Origin of the sequence: Limimaricola variabilis, assembly GCF_014195545.1 — a bacterium.
Lineage (GTDB): Bacteria > Pseudomonadota > Alphaproteobacteria > Rhodobacterales > Rhodobacteraceae > Limimaricola > Limimaricola variabilis.
The window spans coordinates 74,223-92,205 of record NZ_JACIBX010000013.1 but is presented as its reverse complement, the minus strand read 5'-3'; the positions used below and the strand labels follow the sequence as shown (position 1 = coordinate 92,205).

20 protein-coding genes are annotated in these 17,983 nt (G+C 67.7%); 12 read left to right on the top strand and 8 right to left on the bottom strand.

Annotation, left to right across the window (positions count from 1 at the left end; translation table 11 throughout):
• On the bottom strand, positions 1-104 hold a 104-nt coding region (locus FHS00_RS14760), incomplete at its 3' end, for a hypothetical protein (protein ID WP_221188857.1).
• Between the two features lie 262 nt (positions 105-366).
• Between FHS00_RS14760 and cofG the strand changes: the two genes are divergently transcribed.
• The 8 genes from cofG to FHS00_RS14720 all read left to right on the top strand — a co-directional run bounded on the left by cofG (position 367) and on the right by FHS00_RS14720 (position 7,665).
• Positions 367-1,509 carry a 7,8-didemethyl-8-hydroxy-5-deazariboflavin synthase CofG gene (gene cofG / locus FHS00_RS14755; RefSeq protein WP_183474850.1) on the top strand — a complete coding sequence of 381 codons (1,143 nt, stop codon included), beginning with the start codon at positions 367-369 and terminating at the stop codon, positions 1,507-1,509.
• A complete protein-coding gene (cofH, locus tag FHS00_RS14750) occupies positions 1,506-2,783 on the top strand; it encodes a 5-amino-6-(D-ribitylamino)uracil--L-tyrosine 4-hydroxyphenyl transferase CofH (protein ID WP_183474849.1) in 1,278 nt (425 codons plus the stop codon). The genes cofG and cofH overlap by 4 nt, the downstream gene beginning before the upstream one ends.
• The gene (cofD, locus tag FHS00_RS14745; RefSeq protein WP_183474848.1) at positions 2,780-3,736 is read left to right on the top strand and encodes a 2-phospho-L-lactate transferase; all 957 of its coding nucleotides are present in this window, start codon (positions 2,780-2,782) and stop codon (positions 3,734-3,736) included. Before cofH ends, cofD begins: the two co-directional genes overlap by 4 nt.
• Positions 3,733-4,380: a 2-phospho-L-lactate guanylyltransferase gene (gene cofC / locus FHS00_RS14740; protein WP_183474847.1), complete on the top strand. Its 648-nt coding sequence runs from the start codon at positions 3,733-3,735 to the stop codon at positions 4,378-4,380. The genes cofD and cofC overlap by 4 nt, the downstream gene beginning before the upstream one ends.
• A complete protein-coding gene (cofE, locus tag FHS00_RS14735) occupies positions 4,377-5,150 on the top strand; it encodes a coenzyme F420-0:L-glutamate ligase (RefSeq protein WP_183474846.1) in 774 nt (257 codons plus the stop codon). Before cofC ends, cofE begins: the two co-directional genes overlap by 4 nt.
• A complete protein-coding gene (gene npdG, locus FHS00_RS14730) occupies positions 5,147-5,815 on the top strand; it encodes an NADPH-dependent F420 reductase (protein ID WP_183474845.1) in 669 nt (222 codons plus the stop codon). The genes cofE and npdG overlap by 4 nt, the downstream gene beginning before the upstream one ends.
• A gap of 41 nt (positions 5,816-5,856) precedes the next feature.
• Positions 5,857-6,897, top strand: a complete 1,041-nt coding sequence (locus FHS00_RS14725; RefSeq protein WP_183474844.1) for a TIGR03842 family LLM class F420-dependent oxidoreductase — start codon at positions 5,857-5,859, stop codon at positions 6,895-6,897.
• A 144-nt stretch (positions 6,898-7,041) separates the two neighbouring features.
• Positions 7,042-7,665, top strand: a complete 624-nt coding sequence (locus FHS00_RS14720) for a TetR family transcriptional regulator C-terminal domain-containing protein (protein ID WP_183474843.1) — start codon at positions 7,042-7,044, stop codon at positions 7,663-7,665.
• Between the two features lie 96 nt (positions 7,666-7,761).
• On the opposite strand, the gene FHS00_RS14715 is transcribed toward FHS00_RS14720, so the two are convergent.
• The gene (locus FHS00_RS14715) at positions 7,762-8,064 is read right to left on the bottom strand and encodes an ArsR/SmtB family transcription factor (RefSeq protein ID WP_183474842.1); all 303 of its coding nucleotides are present in this window, start codon (positions 8,062-8,064) and stop codon (positions 7,762-7,764) included.
• Positions 8,065-8,159: 95 nt separating this feature from the next.
• Here FHS00_RS14715 and FHS00_RS14710 point away from each other — a divergent pair, with 95 nt between their 5' ends.
• From FHS00_RS14710 to FHS00_RS14695, 4 genes are all read left to right on the top strand, one after another.
• Positions 8,160-8,594: a YeeE/YedE family protein gene (locus tag FHS00_RS14710; protein WP_183474841.1), complete on the top strand. Its 435-nt coding sequence runs from the start codon at positions 8,160-8,162 to the stop codon at positions 8,592-8,594.
• A gap of 1 nt (position 8,595) precedes the next feature.
• On the top strand, positions 8,596-9,039 hold the full coding sequence (locus tag FHS00_RS14705; RefSeq protein WP_085897827.1) for a YeeE/YedE family protein: 444 nt from the start codon (positions 8,596-8,598) through the stop codon (positions 9,037-9,039).
• The gene (locus tag FHS00_RS14700) at positions 9,036-9,953 is read left to right on the top strand and encodes an MBL fold metallo-hydrolase (RefSeq protein WP_183474840.1); all 918 of its coding nucleotides are present in this window, start codon (positions 9,036-9,038) and stop codon (positions 9,951-9,953) included. Before FHS00_RS14705 ends, FHS00_RS14700 begins: the two co-directional genes overlap by 4 nt.
• A gap of 65 nt (positions 9,954-10,018) precedes the next feature.
• Positions 10,019-11,767 (top strand): SulP family inorganic anion transporter, encoded by a 1,749-nt coding sequence (locus tag FHS00_RS14695; RefSeq protein ID WP_183474859.1) that lies wholly within the window; start codon positions 10,019-10,021, stop codon positions 11,765-11,767.
• 19 nt (positions 11,768-11,786) lie between these two features.
• Here FHS00_RS14695 and FHS00_RS14690 read toward each other — a convergent pair whose 3' ends face one another.
• The 6 genes from FHS00_RS14690 to FHS00_RS14665 all read right to left on the bottom strand — a co-directional run bounded on the left by FHS00_RS14690 (position 11,787) and on the right by FHS00_RS14665 (position 17,962).
• On the bottom strand, positions 11,787-12,944 hold the full coding sequence (locus FHS00_RS14690; protein ID WP_183474839.1) for an MFS transporter: 1,158 nt from the start codon (positions 12,942-12,944) through the stop codon (positions 11,787-11,789).
• Positions 12,937-13,698 carry a DeoR/GlpR family DNA-binding transcription regulator gene (locus FHS00_RS14685; RefSeq protein WP_183474838.1) on the bottom strand — a complete coding sequence of 254 codons (762 nt, stop codon included), beginning with the start codon at positions 13,696-13,698 and terminating at the stop codon, positions 12,937-12,939. Before FHS00_RS14685 ends, FHS00_RS14690 begins: the two co-directional genes overlap by 8 nt.
• A 111-nt stretch (positions 13,699-13,809) precedes the next feature.
• On the bottom strand, positions 13,810-15,099 hold the full coding sequence (locus tag FHS00_RS14680) for a glycerate kinase type-2 family protein (protein ID WP_183474837.1): 1,290 nt from the start codon (positions 15,097-15,099) through the stop codon (positions 13,810-13,812).
• 277 nt (positions 15,100-15,376) lie between these two features.
• Positions 15,377-16,573 carry a 3-oxoadipyl-CoA thiolase gene (gene pcaF, locus FHS00_RS14675; RefSeq protein ID WP_183474836.1) on the bottom strand — a complete coding sequence of 399 codons (1,197 nt, stop codon included), beginning with the start codon at positions 16,571-16,573 and terminating at the stop codon, positions 15,377-15,379.
• A gap of 1 nt (position 16,574) precedes the next feature.
• A complete protein-coding gene (locus FHS00_RS14670) occupies positions 16,575-17,258 on the bottom strand; it encodes a 3-oxoacid CoA-transferase subunit B (protein ID WP_183474835.1) in 684 nt (227 codons plus the stop codon).
• On the bottom strand, positions 17,255-17,962 hold the full coding sequence (locus FHS00_RS14665; protein WP_183474834.1) for a 3-oxoacid CoA-transferase subunit A: 708 nt from the start codon (positions 17,960-17,962) through the stop codon (positions 17,255-17,257). Before FHS00_RS14665 ends, FHS00_RS14670 begins: the two co-directional genes overlap by 4 nt.
• Positions 17,963-17,983 lie beyond the last annotated feature (21 nt).

Genomic DNA, 17,983 nt, shown 5'->3' with positions numbered 1-17,983 from the left:
GCCGCCAGGCCCGCCCCCGCCTCGATCAGGCACTCGTGCCCAAGCTTCTGCAAGTCACGCGCCGAAGACGGGGTCATCGATACCCGCGCCTCGCCAGCCGCCATTTCTCGTGGCGATCCAATAATCACGGTTCTGTCCTCCCACTGCCCATGGGCGCCCTCCCAAGCACCGCATGAAGCCTGACCCGACTATCCGCGTTGTTTTATCTAGTAGTCAATTATTTTGATCATGAAGAAATGATCATAAGCACCAATATGTTGCTTTTAAATAATAAAAACTGACGTCAGGCTGTTTTTTGATCTGATGCTAAAAATAGTTTTGACAAGTCGTATCGAGATCGCTCAGCCTTGGCGGCAGGAGGAGATCATGACCAGCCACTTGCCCAGCACCGGCGCCGCGATGGCCGAAACAGGGGATCTCGATGCCCTGATGGCCAGCGCCCGCCAGATCCGCGACGCGGCCTGGGGCCGCACGGTCACCTACTCGCGCAAGGCCTTCGTGCCGCTAACCAACATGTGCCGCGACACCTGCGGCTACTGCACCTTCGTCAAGCATCCCTCCTCGCCCGAGGCGCGGATCATGACGCCCGAACAGGTGCTCGCCGAGGCGCTGCGCGGCGAGCGCGAGGGCTGCAAGGAGCTGCTGTTCAGCCTCGGAGAAAAACCCGAGCTGCGCTATGAGGCGGCGCGCAAGGGGCTGGAACGGCTGGGTTATTCGAAGCTGACCGACTACCTGCGCGACATGTGTGCGCTGGTGCTGCGCGAGACCAGCCTGCTGCCGCATGTCAACGCCGGCACGCTCACCGATGACGAGATCGACACGCTCAAGCCGGTCTCGGCCTCGATGGGCATGATGCTCGAAACCGTCAGCCGCCGCCTGACCCGCAAGGGCCAGCCGCATTACGCCTGCCCCGACAAGACGCCGGTGCAGCGGCTGCGCACGCTGGAGCGGGCGGGCGAGAAGCGCGTGCCCTTCACCACCGGGTTGCTGATCGGCATCGGCGAGACCTGGGCGGAGCGGATCGAGGCGCTGGAGGCGATCAATGCCGCCCATGCGCGTCACGGCCACGTGCAGGAGGTCATCATCCAGAACTTCCAGCGCAAGCCCGACATCGAGATGGCCAACCACCCCGAGCCCGGCCTCGAGGACATGCTGCGCACCATCGCGGCGGCGCGGATCATCCTGTCGCCAGAGATCAGCCTGCAGGCGCCGCCGAACCTGAGCGCGCGGCACATCGCCTATCTCGACGCGGGCATAAACGATTGGGGCGGCATTTCCCCGGTCACCATCGACTTCATCAACCCGCAGCACGAATGGCCCGAGATCCGCGCCCTCGCCCGGTCCTGCGCCGAGGCCGGGTTCGAGCTGCGCGAAAGGCTCACCGTCTACCCGAGATACCTCACCGGCGACTCGGGCTTCATCAACCCGTCCGTGCGGGCCCGGGCACTCGGCATGGCCGGGGGCGAAGGGCTGGCGCGCGAGCAGCGGCACATCGGAGAGACAGCATGACCTTCCAGTCGACGACCCGGCAGTTCGCCTGCGATCCCGCCGCCGTGGGCGGCGCATCCGACCCGATCCGCGCGATCCTCGAAAAGGCGCTCTCGGGCGGCGAGGTGAGCACCGAAGAGGGCGTGGCCCTGTTCCGCGCCGAGGGGGCGGATATCGACGCCGTCTACCGCACCGCCGACACGCTGCGCCGCCGCGCCAATGGCGACCGGGTGAGCTTCGTGGTGAACCGCAACATCAACTTCACCAACATCTGCTACATGGGCTGCAGGTTCTGCGGCTTCGCCAAGCGCACCGAGGACAAATCCGCCGAATGGCTCGAACCTGCGCAGATCGTAGAGCGCGCGCAGCAGGCCTGGGATCGCGGCGCGACCGAGGTCTGCATCCAGGGCGGGCTGCACCCGAAGATGGAGGGGACCTACTACCGGCAGATCATCCGCGCCATCAAGACGGCACTGCCCGGCATGCACATCCATGCCTTCTCGCCCTTCGAGATCTGGTACGGCGCCTCCAAGACCAAGATGTCCTACCGCGATTTCCTGACCGATCTGAAGGAAGCCGGCCTCGATTCGATGCCCGGCACGGCGGCCGAGATCCTCGACACCGAGGTCCGGATGCAGCTCACCACCAATAAGCTCTCGGCCGAGCGCTGGGTCGAGATCATCCGCACCGCGCATGAGGTCGGCATCCCGACGACGGCCACCATCATGTACGGTCATGTCGATGCGCCCGAGCATTGGGCCGCGCATATCGCGCTCCTGCGCGACATCCAGAAGGACACCGGCGGCTTCACCGAGTTGGTGCCGCTTTCCTTCGTGCACACCGACTCGCCGCTCTACGCCCAGAACCCCGACAAGGTGCGCCCCGGCCCGACCGCGCGCGAGGTCGACCTGATGCACGCGGTGTCGCGGATCATGTTGCATGGCTGGATCGACAACATCCAGGTGAGCTGGACAAAGCTCGGTGCGGCGCGGGCGCAGGAGATGCTGTCGCGCGGGGTCAACGATCTGGGCGGCACGCTGATGAACGAGAGCATCTCGCGCGCCGCGGGCTCCGACCACGGGCAGGAGATCACTGCGAAGGAGCTGGTGCGGATGATCCGCGCCGCGGGCCGCGTGCCGGTGCGCCGCAACACCGTCTACGAGACGCGCGAGGTGTTCGAGCATCATGATCCCGAGGAACTGGCGCCGCTCGTGGACCGCAACGGCCGTGATCCGCTGGCCTTCCTCGAGATGTTCCCCGAGCGGCCCGCTGCCTCGGTCGAGGCTGCGCAATGAACCCGCGCAAGGTCTGCCTGCTGGCCGGTGGCGTCGGTGGCGCCAAGATGGCCGAGGGGCTTGCCGCCCATGACGACGTGGCGCTGACGGTGATCGGCAACGTCGCCGATGACGAGAGCTTCCACGGGCTGTGGGTCTCGCCCGATATCGACACGCTGACCTACAGCCTCGCCGGGCGGATCGACCGCGCGCAGGGCTGGGGCGTCGCCGATGAGGGGCACCGGGCGCTGGAGACGCTGAAGCTCTTGGGCGCCGAGACGTGGATGTCGCTCGGCGACCGCGATTTCGGTCTGCACATCCACCGCACGATGCGGCGCGCGCGGGGGGACCGGCCCTCCGACATTGCCCGTGACGTGGCCCGCGCCTTCGGCGTCACACCTGCGATCCTGCTGCCCACCGACGACGTGGTGCAGACCCGGCTGCGCACCACCGATGGCCGCTGGCTGAGCTTTCAGGAATATTTCGTGCGCGAGCGCTGCGCCCCGGAGATCCGCGAGATCGCATTTTCCGGCATGGACATGGCCCGCCCGACGCCCGAGGCGCTGGCCGCGATCACCGCGGCCGACCTGATCGTCATCGCGCCGTCGAACCCGCTGGTGAGCATCGCGCCGATCCTCGGCGTGCCCGGGATCACGGAGGCGCTGCGCGCCGCCACCGCGCCGAAGATCGCGGTCAGCCCATTTATCGACGGGCGCGTGGTCAAGGGCCCGGCCGACCGGATGATGGCCTCGCTCGGCCTGCGCGCCGACGCGCTCGGGGTCGCCCGGCGCTACCGCACGCTGGCCGACCGACTGGTCATCGACCATGCCGATGATGCCCTTGCGGCGGAGATCGCGGCCGAGGGCCCCGCCCCGCATTACAGCGACATCCTGATGAAATCGCAGGCCGACAAGGCCCGGCTGGCGCGCGAGATCCTCGATCTCGCCTTCACCCCGGCGGAGGCAATGGCATGAACACCGCGGGCAAGCGGCTCGTCGCGATTCCGATGAAGGATCCGCGCGACGCCAAGACCCGGCTCGGCCTCGCGCTGACGCCGGAGGAGCGCGGGCAGTTGGCGCTGAGCCTGTTCCGGGTGACGGTGAACCGGCTGCGCGATGCCATCGAGGGGCTCGGACCGCAGATCGATCTCGCCGTGGTCAGCGCAAGCCCGACCATTCGCGAGGAGGCCGAGACGCTCGGCCTGAGGGTCATCGACGATGGTGGCGCGGCGTCGCTGTCGCTGGCTGTGGAAGCGGCGGCAAACTGGGCCACGACGCACGGCTACGACGCGCTCTGCGTCCTGCCTGGCGATCTCGCCGATCCCGACCCGGTCGATCTGGCCTGGCTGCTCGACCACCCGCTCGAGGACGCGACGGCGGTGATCTGCCCGGCCAAGGACCTAGGCACCAACGCGCTGATGGTGCCGCTGCCCTGCCCCTTCGCCTTTGCCTACGGCGCGAAGTCGACGATCCGGCACCGCCGCGCCGCCGAGGCGGCGGGCCTCACACCGGTGATGATGCCGCTTGGCAGCCTGCGCGTCGACATCGACACCGTCGCCGACCTGCACCACCTGCCCACGGGCCATCTGCGCCACCTGCGTCAGGAGAACGCGCAATGAGCCTTTCCGTCTCGCTCACCGCCATCCCCGGCATCCCCGACATCCGCAACGGCGACGATCTCGCCGCGATCATCGGCGACCGGCTCGACGCCGCCGATCTCGGCCTGCGTCACGGCGACGTCCTGTGCGTCGCGCAGAAGATCTTTTCCAAGGCCGAAGGCTGCATCATTCCGCTCGACACGGTGACGCCTTCCGAGGAGGCGCTTCGCTACGCCGAGGAGCTGAACAAGGACCCCCGCAAAGTCGAGGTGGTGCTGCGCGAGAGCACTCGCGTGGTCCGCTCCTTCCGCCGCCCCGATCAGAACGAAGGCACGATGATCTGCGAGCATCGGCTCGGCTTCATCTCGGCCAACGCGGCGGTCGATGAATCGAATTTCGGCGAGGAAAGCGCCGTTATGGTGCTGCCGCCCGACCCGGATGCGAGCTGCGCGGCGCTGCGCGAGGCGCTAAAGGCCCGTTTCGGCGCCGAAATCGGCGTGGTGATGACCGACACCTTCGGCCGGCCCTGGCGGCTGGGACAGGTGAACGTCGCGATCGGCCTGTCGAAGGTGCCCGCGACGATCCGCGAGCAGGGCAACACCGATGCCTGGGGCCGCCCCCTGCAGGTGACCGAACCGGCGCTGGCCGACGAGATCGCCGCCGCCTCGGGCCTCGTGGTGCGCAAGGACGGCAAGACGCCCGCGGTGCTGCTGCGCGGTCTCGACTGGACGCCCGCCGAGAGCCGCGGCGCCGACATCCTACGCAAGAAACAAGAGGACATGTTCAGATGACTATCGCGATCATTGGCGGCACGGGACCGCAGGGACAGGGCCTCGCGCTGCGCTTCGCGCGGGCCGGCGTCGAGGTGGTTCTCGGCGGCCGCGACGGCGTGCGCGCCGCCGCCATCGCCGAGGAACTGCAGGCACAGCTGCCCTCGGACGCGGCGAAGATCCGTGGCCTCGACAACGAGGGTGCCACCGCCGCCGCCGAGGAAATGGTGATCCTCGCGGTCCCCTTCTCGGCCCACAACGCGACGCTCGAGGCGCTCAAGCCCGCGCTCGCGGGCAAGATCCTCGTCGACATCGTGGTGCCGCTCGCCGAGGGCGACCCTAAGAAGGTGGCCATGCCGCCCGAGGGCTCGGCCACCGAGGCCGCGCAGGCGCTCTTGGGCGACGAGATCCCGGTGATCGGCGCGCTGCACAACGTCTCGGCGGTGACGCTGAAGGCGCTCGACCAGTCGATCAACTGCGACATCCTCGTCTGCGGCAACAGCCTCGAGGCCCGCAAGAAGGTGATCGAGCTCGTGCGCAAGCTCGGCGTCGAGGCCTACAACGCGGGCGACGCGCAATCGGCGCGCTGCATCGAAGCGATCACCCCGATCCTGATCCGGCTGAACATCTCGAAAGCGGTGCCCTTCAGCCATGCGGGCATCCGCATCTGCCCGCCCGATCACTGAACGAACAAGAGACCATCAATTTTCTAGGGAGGAAAAATCACATGGAATTCGGCATCTGCTTCAAGGGCTTCGTCGAGCCCGAACGCGCCCGTGCCCTGGTCCGTCAGGCCGAGAACGCGGGCTTCGACTATTGCTGGTTCTACGACAGCCACATCCTGTGGCGCGAGAGCTTCGTCGCCATGGCGATGTGCATGGAGCACACCACCAAGATGCGCTTCGGCCCGCTGGTGACCAACCCGAACTCGCGCGAGTGGTCGGTCGCGGCCTCGCTGTTCGGCTCGCTCGCCAAGCAGTCCGGCGGCCGCTTCGACATCGGCCTCGGCCGCGGCGACAGCGCGGTGCGCGTGATGGGCAAGAAGCCCTCGACGCTCAAGCGGCTCGAGGAGTTCACCCACGTGGTGAAGGCGCTGATCCGCGGCGAGGAAGTGCAGTATGGCGAATGCCCCGAGCCGGTGAAGTTCCCCTGGGCCGACGGCTACGAGCTGCCCGTCTGGATCGGTGCCTACGGCCCCAAGGCGCTGGCCTCGGCCGGCCGTGTCGGTGACGGCGTGGTTCTGCAGATCGCCGAGCCGAAGATCGTGAAGTGGCTCGCGGATCAGGCCAAGAACGCCGGCACCGAGGCCGGGCTCGACATGTCGAACTACAAGGTGATGGCCGCCGCGCCGGCCCATACCGGGCCGATCGACGAGGCGATCGAGAAGGTGAAGTGGTTCCCCGCCATGGTCGGCAACCACGTCGCCGACATCGTCGAGAAATACGGTGCCGACAGCGACCAGGTGCCCTCCTCGCTCACCTCCTACATCGAGAACCGCAAGGGCTACGACTACTCCAAGCACGGCCAGAGCGATAACCCGTATCTCGACTTCATCACCGAGGACATCATCAAGAGCTTCTGCGTGCTCGGCACCCCTGAGGAGCACATCGCCAAGATCCGCGAGCTCGAGGAAGCCGGGACCACGCAGTTCAACATCTATCTCGACAGCGGCGACGAGGAGAAGATCATCGCCGATTACGGCGACACGGTGATCCCCGCCTTCCGCAAGGATGCAGGCAACGTCACCCAGCTGAAGGCCGTTTCCTGAGGGCCCAGCGCTCCGAGACACCCCCGGCGGGCGGCTCAGCCCGCCCGCCGGAACGGTCCGCCCCTGCCATCCGACCGCTGGTCTTGCCGTCTAAGTTGTGCAATAGGGCAAGCGGATTGACCTTTACGAGGGGCTGGACGGCTCATGGCACGCATGGCGGGCACGAAGCCCAAGACCCGGATCCAGCGCAAGAACACCGAACAGATCCTCGGCGCCGCGCTCGAAGTCTTCGCCCAGCACGGCTCCTCCGGCGCCTCGATCAACCTGATCGCCAAGACCGCCGGGCTTACCACGCCGAACCTGCTTTATTACTTCGAAAGCAAGGACGCGATCCGCCGCGAGCTTCTGGCCCGCACGCTGCAGCTCTGGATGGCGCCTCTGAACATGCTCAGCCCGCATGGCGAGCCGGTCGAGGAAATCTGCCAGTACATTCGGCGCAAGCTCGACATCTCGAAGAACTTTCCCAAGGAGAGCAAGTTCTTCGCCAACGAGATCCTGAGCGGCCTGCCGCAGTCCAAGAGCGAGATCTTCGGTCCGCTGAAGGAGCTCTACAACGCCAAGATCGCGGTACTGGAGGACTGGATCCAGACCGGCCGCATGGCGCCCGTTGACCCGCATCACCTGCTGTATTCGATCTGGGCCACGACGCAGCACTACGCCGATTTCGATGTGCAGATCGAGGAGATCGCACCGGAGAAGGCCAAGGACCGGTTCGCCGACGCCGAGGCCTTCCTGCTCGAGATGTATCGCAAGCTCCTCGCCGTCTGAACGGCCCAACCGGACCTGCCGATACATCGCAGGTGCGACGGGGAGAGGCTATAGGCTCCTGCCGCCCCTACGCCCAGCGCTGCCGGGCAAATATTGTCAGCGGGTGCAGTAGAGCTGGTGCAACGTTTCGAGCACGGCCGCGACCTCGCGCCCCTTCACGCTGTAATAGATGGTCTGCCCGTCGCGCCGCCCATCGACCAGACCGGCCTCCTTCAGCCGCTTGAGCTGCTGCGACATGGTCGGCTGCGACAGGCCGCAGGCCTGCGCCAGATCCCCCACCGAACGCTCCCCGTCCAGCAGGCGGCACAGGATCTGCAGCCGCGCCTCGGAGGCCAGCATGCCCATCAGCGCCGCCGCGCCCTGGATGTCGCCTTCGAGGAAATCGTCAGTGATTTTCATATTCGACCCATTGAATATTCATTCAAGCAAATATATTGATGTCCTGAAACAAGACAAGCCCGGCGGCGTTGACCGTCGTATCACGGAGTCGAGAGATGGAAACAGAGTTCACCCCCTGGCTGTCGCTCGCGGGCGGCATGATGATCGGGGCCTCGGCGGTGCTGCTGATGGCCACGAACGGCCGCATCGCCGGCATCAGCGGCCTCACCTCGCGGATCTTCGCGCGCTCCACCGATGGCGAGGCGCGCGGCGTCTCGGCGCTGTTCGTGCTGGGGCTGCTGCTCGCCGCGCCGATCTGGCTGGTGGTGTCCGGCGAATGGCCGCAGCAATGGGTGCCGTCGAGCCCGGTGTTGATGGCGGTCGCGGGCCTGCTCGTGGGCTTCGGCGCCACCTATGGCAATGGCTGCACCTCCGGCCACGGCGTCTGCGGCATCAGCCGCGGCTCGATGCGCTCGATCGTCGCCACCGGCACCTTCATGGCCGCGGCTTTCGTCACGGTCTTCGTCACCCGTCACCTGAGCGGAGGCTGAGATGAAACAGATCTTTGCGCTTCTCTCCGGCCTGATCTTCGGCTTCGGCCTGATCATCTCCGGCATGTCCGACCCGGCCAAGGTGCTGAACTTCCTCGACGTGTTCGGCACCTGGGATCCAAGCCTCGCCTTCGTCATGGGCGGCGCCATCGCGGTGACCGCACCGGGCTTTGCCTGGCTCACCCGCAGCCGCTCGCGCCCGTTCTTCGACACCGAGTTCCGCATTCCGAGCCGCACCGACCTCGACCCCAAGCTGCTGACCGGCGCAGTGCTGTTCGGCACCGGTTGGGGGCTCGGCGGCTTCTGCCCCGGCCCGGCGCTGACCGCGCTGCCGATCGCGGCGACCGGGACGCTGATCTTCGTGCCCTTCATGCTGGCCGGCATGTGGCTGGCTCGGCACACCCCCGACCTCTCCATGCCCCTTAGCAAAGGAGCCACCCAATGACCGACCCCCTCAAGAGCCGCGTCGTCCGCCATTCGCCCTCGACCGGCGAAGGCAGCCCCGATGTCTGGGGCATCTACGAGCCCGACACCGGGTCGATCCAGTATATCTGTGCCGACCCCAAGACCCGTCAGGCGGCGCTGATCGACGTGGTCTGGAACTTCGATCCCAAGAACTACCGTTTCTCCACCGAGAGCATGGATCAGGTCCTCGACATCGTGCGCGACAACGACCTGAAGGTGCAATGGGTGCTCGACACCCACCCCCATGCCGATCACGTCATGGCCTCGGCGCACCTCAAGGAGCGCACCGGCGCCCCCAACGCGATCGGCGCGCTGGTACCCGAGATCGCCAAGATCTGGGCCGACATCTACAACCTGCCCGACGCCTTCGACGCGAACCGTGATTTCGACCACCTGTTCGAGGAGGGCGAGACCTTCAAGATCGGTGAGCTGGACGCGCGCGTGATGCTCTCGCCCGGTCACACGCTGGGCTCGATCACCTATGTCTGCGGCGATGCGGCCTTCGTGCATGACACGCTGATGCATCCCGACGCCGGTACCTCGCGCTCGGATTTCCCGGGCGGCAAGACCGCCGAGCTGTGGGACTCGATCCAGGACATCCTCGCCCTGCCGGGAAACACCCGCCTCAATGTCGGCCATGACTACGGCACCAAGGAGCGCAAGGAGCCGATGTGGGAGGCCACGGTCGACGAGCACCGCGCGCACAACATCCACGTCAAGGATGGCACCGAGCGCGAAGCCTTCATTGAGCGCCGTCAGACCCGCGACAAGACGCTGGCGCTGCCGAACCGCATCCTCGCCGCGCTGCAGATCAACCTGCGCGGCGGGCGGCTGCCCCCGGCCGAGGATGACGGCAACCACTACCTGAAGCTGCCGGTGAACCGCTTCGATTGAGCTTTCGGGCGGCCCACGGGCCGCCCGCTTTCCTTCCCCCAAAGACCGGACGGATACGGATGACCATGCCCCCGCTGTCGCGCTATTTGCCGATCCTCAACTGGGGACGGCGTTACGACCGCTCCACCTTCACCGGCGACATGGTCGCCGCCGTGATCGTGACGATCATGCTGATCCCGCAGTCGCTGGCCTACGCGCTGCTTGCCGGCATGCCGCCCGAGGCCGGGATCTATGCCTCGATCGCGCCGATCGTGCTCTACGCGATCTTCGGCACCTCGCGCGCATTGGCGGTGGGCCCGGTCGCGGTGGTGTCGCTGATGACGGCGGCGGCGGTGGGCAACATCGCCGAGAGCGGCACGGTGGGCTACGTCGCCGCGGCGCTGACGCTCGCCTTCCTGTCGGGCGCGATGCTGCTGGCGCTGGGGCTGTTCCGCCTCGGCTTTCTCGCCAACTTCCTGTCGCACCCGGTGATCGCGGGCTTCATCACGGCGTCCGGCATCCTGATCGCGGCGAGCCAGCTGCGCCACATCCTTGGCATTCAGGGCGAAGGCCACACGCTGATCGAGATACTCGATGGGCTTTGGGCGCATGTGGGCGAGACCAACTTGATCACCGTCGTGCTCGGCGTCTCTGCCACCGCGTTCCTGTTCTGGGTCCGCAAGGGGTTGAAGCCGCTGTTGCGCCGTATCGGCCTTGGCCCGCGCATGGCCGACATCGGTGCCAAGACCGGCCCCGTCCTAGCCATCGTCGCCACGACACTGGCGGTCTGGCTGTTCGATCTGGGCGAACGCGGCGTCGCCATCGTCGGCGAGGTGCCGCAAAGCCTGCCGCCGCTCACCCTGCCCTCCCTTTCCCCGTCGCTGATTTCGCAGCTCTTCATCCCGGCGATGCTGATTTCGATCATCGGTTTCGTGGAGTCGATCTCGGTCGCGCAGACGCTGGCCGCCAAGAAGCGTCAGCGCATCGACCCCGACCAGGAACTGATCGGTCTCGGCACCGCCAATCTCGGCGCGGCCTTCACGGGCGGCTTCCCGGTGACGGGGGGCTTCTCGCGCTCGGTGGTGAACTACGATGCCGGGGCCGAGACCCCCGCCGCCGGGGCTTTCACCGCCCTTGGCCTCGCGCTGGCCGCGCTATTCCTGACGCCGCTGATCCACTACCTGCCCAAGGCGACGCTGGCCGCCACGATCATCGTGGCCGTGCTGAGCCTCGTCGATTTCTCGATCCTGAAACGCGCCTGGGCCTTCAGCCGCGCCGATTTCGCCGCCGTCTCGGCGACGATCCTGCTGACACTGGTGTTCGGTGTCGAGGTCGGCGTCACCGCGGGCGTGGTCACCTCGATCCTCGTGCATCTCTACAAGACCTCGCGCCCGCACATGGCGGTGGTCGGCCGAGTGCCGGGCACCGAGCATTTCCGCAACGTGCTGCGCCACGAGGTCGAAACCCAGCCGCATGTGCTGACACTGCGCGTCGATGAAAGCCTCTACTTCCCGAACGCCCGCTATCTCGAGGACCAGCTGTCGAACTACGCGGCCGACAAGCCCGAACTCACGGACGTCGTACTGATGTTCCCGGCGGTCAACGCGATCGATCTCTCGGCGTTGGAGTCGCTCGAGGCGATCAACACCCGGCTGCACGACGCGGGCGTCCGCCTGCATCTGAGCGAGGTGAAGGGACCGGTGATGGACCGCCTGAAGCGCAGCCATTTCCTCGACGAACTGACCGGCGAGGTGTTTCTCAGCCAACACGAAGCGGCCTGCAAGCTGGCCAAGGCAGCACCTCCCGCGGAGCCGTCCGAGCGGGCCGCCGGCTAAGGCCGGGCCCGTTCGGCCGTCATGCCGCCTGCACCTCCGGGCGGCGGCGTCCGAGCACGGGCGACAGCGCCGCGATCAGAAGGGCGAACAGCGCCACCAGCACGAAGGACAGCCGCAGGGATGCAATGTCGGCGATGAAGCCGATCGCCGGCGGACCGATCAGCATCGCGCCGTAGGCCAGCGTTGCGACCGAGGCGATCGCCTGCCCTGGCGGGATTTCGGGGTCGGCGGCGGCGCGGCTGAAGGCGAGCGGGATCACCGCGGCGTAGCCCATGCCCATCAGCACGAAGCCCAGAAGCGCCATCGGCAACGCCGCGGCCGTCGCGCAAAGCAGGTAGCCCGACGCGGCGAGCAGGCCGCTCGCCAGTGCCACGCGGCGCGGACCATGCCGCGTGATCAACCGATCGACGCAGAGCCGCATCGCCACCATCGTCACCGAGAACACGGCGTAGCCGAGCGTCGCGCCGTTCTCGCTGGCGCCGAGTACCTCGGAGAGGAACACCGCGCTCCAGTCCACCGCAGCGCCCTCGCCCAAACCGGCCCCCAGTGCGATCAGGCCGACCAGCACCAAGGCGCCGCGCGGAAAGGCAAAGACCGGATCACCGGCACCGCCGCTCCGGGTCCGCGAGGTCCAGTCGATCCGCAGGAACGGTCCGAACAGCAGTGCCGCCAGGATCGGCGCGGCGATGAAATGCAGCGCCACCGGCGCGTCGAGGCTGGTTGCGGCAAAGCCGCCGGCCGCGCCGAGACCGGCGCCAAGGCTCCACATCGCGTGAAAGGACGACATCACGGATCGGCCCATGTGACGCTCCACCTCAGCCGCCCAGGCGTTCATCGTCACGTCCATCGCGCCGTGCGACATGCCGAACAGAAACAACGCGAAGGCCAGCGCCGGCACCACCGGCGCCACCCCCACCAGCATGATCGAGACCAAGTAGGCGGCAGCGATCCAGCGCGTAACCCGCACCGCGCCGAAGCGGTCAGCCAGCTTTCCAGCCATGGGAAAGGAAACCAGCGCGCCCACCCCCATGACCAAGAGAAGCAGGCCGAGCCCGCCTTCGCCCAAACCGAAATTGGCGGCGACCGCCGGCACACGCGAGGCCCAGCAGCCCAGCAGCACGCCGTTGAGCGCGAAGGCCGCGGCCACGGCTCGCCATGGGGTGACGAGGTCAGGCATTGAGGATCTCCATTCCGGTTTCGGCCAGCGTCGCCGTCGCGCGCGCATCAGCATCGGTGACGAGAATCCGCAGCGCGTCACAGCCGACGACGCGGTGCCGCGCGCGGCGGCCGATCTTGGCGCTGTCGGCCAGGACCACGGCGCGGTGGCTGGCGGCGATCATCGCGCGCTTGGTATGCGCCTCGTCCGCGTCGTCCGCGCTCAACCCGAAATCGGCGTCGAGCCCGCAGGCCCCGAGAAAGGCGATGTCGACCGCGACGTTGGCAAACGCCTCGACCGTGTCCGATCCAACGGCGATGGCCCCCGCTTCAGAGAGACGCCCGCCCAATATCCGGGTCGGGATGCCCCCCGCGAGACAGGCCAGCGCCACTGCGGGCGAGGGCGTAACGACAAGGGCGCCGGGCAGCGACGGCAGGCGTTGCGCCAGTGCCAGCACGCTCGTCCCGCCATCGAGGGCGATCACCATGCCGTCCTCGATCAGGGGCAACGCCGCGGCGGCGAGCCGTTCGGCCATCGCATCAGTGATGGCTAGCCGTTCGAGGGTCGGGCGCACCGGCCGGGCCACGGGCAGCGCTCCGCCGCGGATGTAGCGCGCCCGGCCCTCGGCCTCGAGCGCCTTCAGGTCACGTCGGACCGTGTCGACCGACACGCCGAAATCACGCGCGGCATCCACGAGCGACAGCGGCGCGCCCCGGTCGAGGCGTGCCCTGATCGCGTCCCGCCGCAGTTCAGGGCCCTGATGATCTCCGTCCATGACACCTCCGGCACCACCAATATGCAGCTCCTTGCAGATTTCTGCAGCATCTTGCAATGATTCTGCAAGATTGTACCCGACGTGTGCGACTGCTGCCTGCCGACCGGCGCCTCAGACCTCGGGCGGCAGCACCAGAAGGGCGCGGAAATCATTGACGTTAGTCAGGGTTGGCCCCGTGACCACCTGCGCACCGACCTTCTCGAAGAAGCCATGCGCATCATTGTCGTCGAGCGCGTGGCAAGCGGCATCGAAGCCGAGCGGGTCGAGCGTATCCGGACCGACACAAGCCCCCGCCACCTCGTCGGCGCCATCCACCCCATCGGTGTCGCAGGCGAGCAAATGAACACGCGGATGGCCCGCCAGTTCGATAGCCGCCGCCAACGTAAATTCCGCATTCGGCCCGCCGCGCCCGCCGCCGCGACGCGTCACGGTGCATTCGCCGCCCGACAGCAGCAACACCGGCTTATCACCGGGCGCCATATCGGCGGCGATGTCGCGAGCCATGTGGGCTTGGCTCCGCGCCAGCTCACGCGCCTCACCCTCGAGCGCATCGCCGAGCATTCGCACCTCGCAGCCTGCCGCACATGCCAGTTCCTCCGCCACCGCGAGCGATTGCGCAGGCGCGGCGACGATCCGGGTTTCGGCCCGCGCCAGCCGCGGATCGCCTGGCGGCACCGGGCCGTCACCGGGTCTGGCCGCGGCGATCGCGGCGCGGGCCGCTTCCGGCAGAGCGATCTTCCAGCGGTCGATGATCTCGAGCGCCTGCGCCGGGGTGGAGCGATCGGCCACGGTCGGACCCGAGGCGATCTCGGCCGGGTCGTCACCGGGCACGTCCGAGATCACCAGCGTCAGCAGCCGCGCCGGCGCGCAGGCTGCCCCGAGCTGCCCGCCCTTCACCCGGCTGAGATGCTTGCGTACCACGTTCATCGCCGAGATTGGCGCGCCCGAAGTCAAGAGAGCACGGTTCACCGCCTGCTTGTCCTCGAGCGTCAGCCCCTCCACCGGCGCGCAAAGCAGGGCCGAGCCGCCGCCCGAGATCAGCGCAAGCACGGTGTCCTCGGAACCCAGCCCCGACACCAGTTCCAACATTCGCGCCGTCGCTTCGAGTCCCGCCTGGTCGGGGACCGGATGCGCCGCCTCGACGATCTCGATCCCCTTGCAGGGCCGGGCATAGCCGTAGCGGGTCAGCACCAGCCCCTCGCAGGGGCCATAGACGGCCTCGACCGCCTCGGCCATCCGCGCGCTGGCCTGACCCGCGCCGATGACCACCAGACGCCCTTCGGGGCGCGGCGGCAGGTGTTCGGGCACCACCCGCATCGGATCGGCGCGCGCCACCGCGGCATCGAACAGATGGCGCAGGAAACGGCTCGGCTCGGTGACGGCATCGGGCAAGGCGGTCATCTGGGTCTCCTCCTCGGCGCCCGGAGCGGGGGAGGCCAACCCGGCGCGCTTGCCCACCGTGATACAACCTCCTGCCAATCGGGCAAGCGCCCGGCCATCGAGGAGCAGATGCAGCTCCGTCGTCACAAGGCTCAACAAAGGCGGCAAGGACGCTTTCGACGGTGGCGCGACGGTTTCGCAGCGGCTCGGGGTCGTGCTGCTTATCGGCGCCACCGGCGCAGCGTGAGAGTGGACGGCCGGACCCGATGCGGGTCCGGCCGCCTAGACCGCGGACGTCTCAGACGCCCTCGAGCGCCACGGCGATACCCTGGCCCACGCCGATGCACATGGTCGAGAGCGACTTCTCGCCCGATGTCAGATCGAGCGCGGCGGTGCCGGTGATCCGTGCACCCGACATGCCCAGCGGGTGGCCGAGCGCGATGGCGCCGCCATTGCGGTTCACCCGTGCGTCGCCATCGGCGATGCCGAGATCACGCAGCGTGGCGAGCCCCTGGCTCGCGAAGGCCTCGTTCAGCTCGATCACCGCAAAGTCGTCCGGCGTCAGCCCGAGCCGCGCCATCAGCTTCTTCGAAGCGGGCGCGGGTCCGAAGCCCATGATGCGCGGTGCGACGCCCGCCGTCGCACCGCCGAGGAAACGCGCGATCGGGGTCAGCCCATGCTTCTTCGCCGCCGCAGCGGAAGCGACAATGAGCGCCGCCGCTCCGTCATTGACGCCCGAGGCGTTGCCCGCCGTCACCGAGCCGCCCTCGCGGAACGGAGCGCGCAGCTTGGCCAACGCCTCGAGCGAGGTGGCGCGGGGATGCTCGTCGGTGTCGACGATCTTCGGATCGCCCTTGCGCTGCGGGATCTCCACCGGGGTGATCTCGCGCGCCAGCCGTCCCGAGGCGATGGCCTCAGCGGCCTTGACCTGGCTGCGCAGCGCGAAGGCGTCCTGATCCTCGCGCGAAATGGCGAAATCCTCGGCCACGTTCTCGGCGGTCTCGGGCATCGAGTCGACGCCGTATTGCGCCTTCATCAGCTTGTTGACGAAGCGCCAGCCGATGGTGGTATCGAATATCTCGGCCGAACGCGAGAAGGCGGTTTCGGCCTTGCCCATCACGAAGGGCGCGCGGGACATGCTCTCGACCCCGCCGGCGACGATCAGCTCTGCCTCGCCGGCACGGATAGCGCGCGCGGCGGTGATCACCGCGTCCATGCCCGAGCCGCAGAGCCGGTTCATCGTGGTGCCCGGCACCGTCACCGGCAGACCGGCGAGCAGGGCCGACATCCGGGCAACGTTGCGGTTGTCCTCGCCCGCCTGGTTGGCGCAGCCATAGATCACCTCGTCGACGGCGTCCCAGTCGACACCCGCGTTGCGCGCCATCAGCGCGCGCAGTGGGATAGCGCCGAGATCGTCGGCACGGACCCCGGCCAAAGCGCCGCCATAGCGGCCGATGGGGGTGCGAATGTAGTCACAGATATAGGCATCGGTCATGTCAGAGCTCCGGAACGATAAGGTCGGCCACGGGGCCGTCGAGATTGAGCGTCGCGCCGGTCACGGCCTGTAGATCGCCCAGCGAGATCGCGGCGAGCTTCTCGCGCAGCACGAAGCGGCCCCCCTCGATATCCACCACGGCCAGCGAGGTGTAGACCCTCGTCACGCAGCCCACCCCGGTGAGCGGCAGCGAGCAGCGCTCCACCAGCTTGGGCGCGCCGGTCTTGGTGACATGATCGGTGATCACCGCGACACGCTTGGCGCCATGCACGAGATCCATCGCGCCGCCGACCGCGGGCACGCCGCTCTTGCCGACGCTCCAATTCGCGAGATCGCCGTTTTCGGCCACCTCGAAGGCGCCGAGGATGGCCACGTCGAGATGGCCGCCGCGCACCATGGCGAAGCTATCGGCGTGGTGGAAGAATGCGGCACCCGGGTTCAGCGTCACCGCCTTCTTGCCGGCGTTGATCAGGTCCCAGTCCTCCTGCCCCGGCGCCGGCGCGGGGCCGAAGTCGAGGATGCCGTTCTCGGTGTGGTAGATCGCCTTGCGCCCCGCGACCTGGTAGCGCGCCACCATCTCGGGAAACCCGATGCCGAGATTGACGTAAGAGCCGTCCTCGATGTCCTGCGCCGCGCGCCAGGCGATCTGCGCGTTGGACAGCTTGATGTTCGCGATGTCGCTCATGCGTAGACCGCCCCCTCGATGTTGAGATCCTCTTCCTGGCGCGCATGCGGCACCGCGACCACACGGTCGACGAAGAGCCCCGGGGTCACGACATGCTCGGGATCGATCGCGCCGGGCTCCACGATGCGAGTCGCCTGCACGATCGTCGTGGCGGCAGCCATGCACATCAGCGGGCCGAAATTGCGGCCGGCCTTGCGATAGACCAGGTTGCCGTGCCGATCGGCGATCTCGGCCTTGACCAGCGCGTAGTCGGCCTTGAGCCAGCGCTCCTGCACGTAGCCGCGCCCGTCGAACTCCGCGGTGGGTTTGCCCGCCGCCAGCTCCGTGCCGAAGGAGGTTGGCGTGTAGAAGGCGGGAATGCCTGCACCGCCCGCGCGGATCCGTTCGGCCAAAGTGCCCTGCGGCACCAGCTCCAGCTCGATCCGACCAGCGAGATAGGCCTCGGTAAAAGCGCGGGGATCCTTGGACTTCGGAAAGGAGCAGATGATCTTGCGCACCATGCCGGCATCGATCATCGCGGCGATGCCGATCCGGCCGTTGCCGGCGTTGTTGTTGATCACCGTCAGATCGCGCGGGCCGCGATCGATCAGCGCGTGGATCAGCTCGATCGGCGCGCCCGAGCCGCCGAAGCCACCGATCATCACGCTCGCCCCGTCGGGGATGTCGGCCACCGCGGCGGCGACATCGCCTATCGTCTTGTCCATATCCTGTCCTCCTCAGGCCGC

Coding starts and splice junctions, on each gene's coding strand:
- FHS00_RS14690 (WP_183474839.1), bottom strand. CDS start 12,944: ATGCCTGACCTCGTCACCCCATGGCGAGCCGTGGCCGCGGCCTTCGCG.
- FHS00_RS14710 (WP_183474841.1), top strand. CDS start 8,160: ATGGAAACAGAGTTCACCCCCTGGCTGTCGCTCGCGGGCGGCATGATG.
- FHS00_RS14705 (WP_085897827.1), top strand. CDS start 8,596: ATGAAACAGATCTTTGCGCTTCTCTCCGGCCTGATCTTCGGCTTCGGC.
- FHS00_RS14725 (WP_183474844.1), top strand. CDS start 5,857: ATGGAATTCGGCATCTGCTTCAAGGGCTTCGTCGAGCCCGAACGCGCC.
- FHS00_RS14680 (WP_183474837.1), bottom strand. CDS start 15,099: ATGACCGCCTTGCCCGATGCCGTCACCGAGCCGAGCCGTTTCCTGCGC.
- cofH (WP_183474849.1), top strand. CDS start 1,506: ATGACCTTCCAGTCGACGACCCGGCAGTTCGCCTGCGATCCCGCCGCC.
- FHS00_RS14700 (WP_183474840.1), top strand. CDS start 9,036: ATGACCGACCCCCTCAAGAGCCGCGTCGTCCGCCATTCGCCCTCGACC.
- FHS00_RS14720 (WP_183474843.1), top strand. CDS start 7,042: ATGGCACGCATGGCGGGCACGAAGCCCAAGACCCGGATCCAGCGCAAG.
- FHS00_RS14665 (WP_183474834.1), bottom strand. CDS start 17,962: ATGGACAAGACGATAGGCGATGTCGCCGCCGCGGTGGCCGACATCCCC.
- cofG (WP_183474850.1), top strand. CDS start 367: ATGACCAGCCACTTGCCCAGCACCGGCGCCGCGATGGCCGAAACAGGG.
- FHS00_RS14695 (WP_183474859.1), top strand. CDS start 10,019: ATGCCCCCGCTGTCGCGCTATTTGCCGATCCTCAACTGGGGACGGCGT.
- npdG (WP_183474845.1), top strand. CDS start 5,147: ATGACTATCGCGATCATTGGCGGCACGGGACCGCAGGGACAGGGCCTC.
- FHS00_RS14715 (WP_183474842.1), bottom strand. CDS start 8,064: ATGAAAATCACTGACGATTTCCTCGAAGGCGACATCCAGGGCGCGGCG.
- FHS00_RS14670 (WP_183474835.1), bottom strand. CDS start 17,258: ATGAGCGACATCGCGAACATCAAGCTGTCCAACGCGCAGATCGCCTGG.
- pcaF (WP_183474836.1), bottom strand. CDS start 16,573: ATGACCGATGCCTATATCTGTGACTACATTCGCACCCCCATCGGCCGC.
- cofD (WP_183474848.1), top strand. CDS start 2,780: ATGAACCCGCGCAAGGTCTGCCTGCTGGCCGGTGGCGTCGGTGGCGCC.
- cofE (WP_183474846.1), top strand. CDS start 4,377: ATGAGCCTTTCCGTCTCGCTCACCGCCATCCCCGGCATCCCCGACATC.
- cofC (WP_183474847.1), top strand. CDS start 3,733: ATGAACACCGCGGGCAAGCGGCTCGTCGCGATTCCGATGAAGGATCCG.
- FHS00_RS14685 (WP_183474838.1), bottom strand. CDS start 13,698: ATGGACGGAGATCATCAGGGCCCTGAACTGCGGCGGGACGCGATCAGG.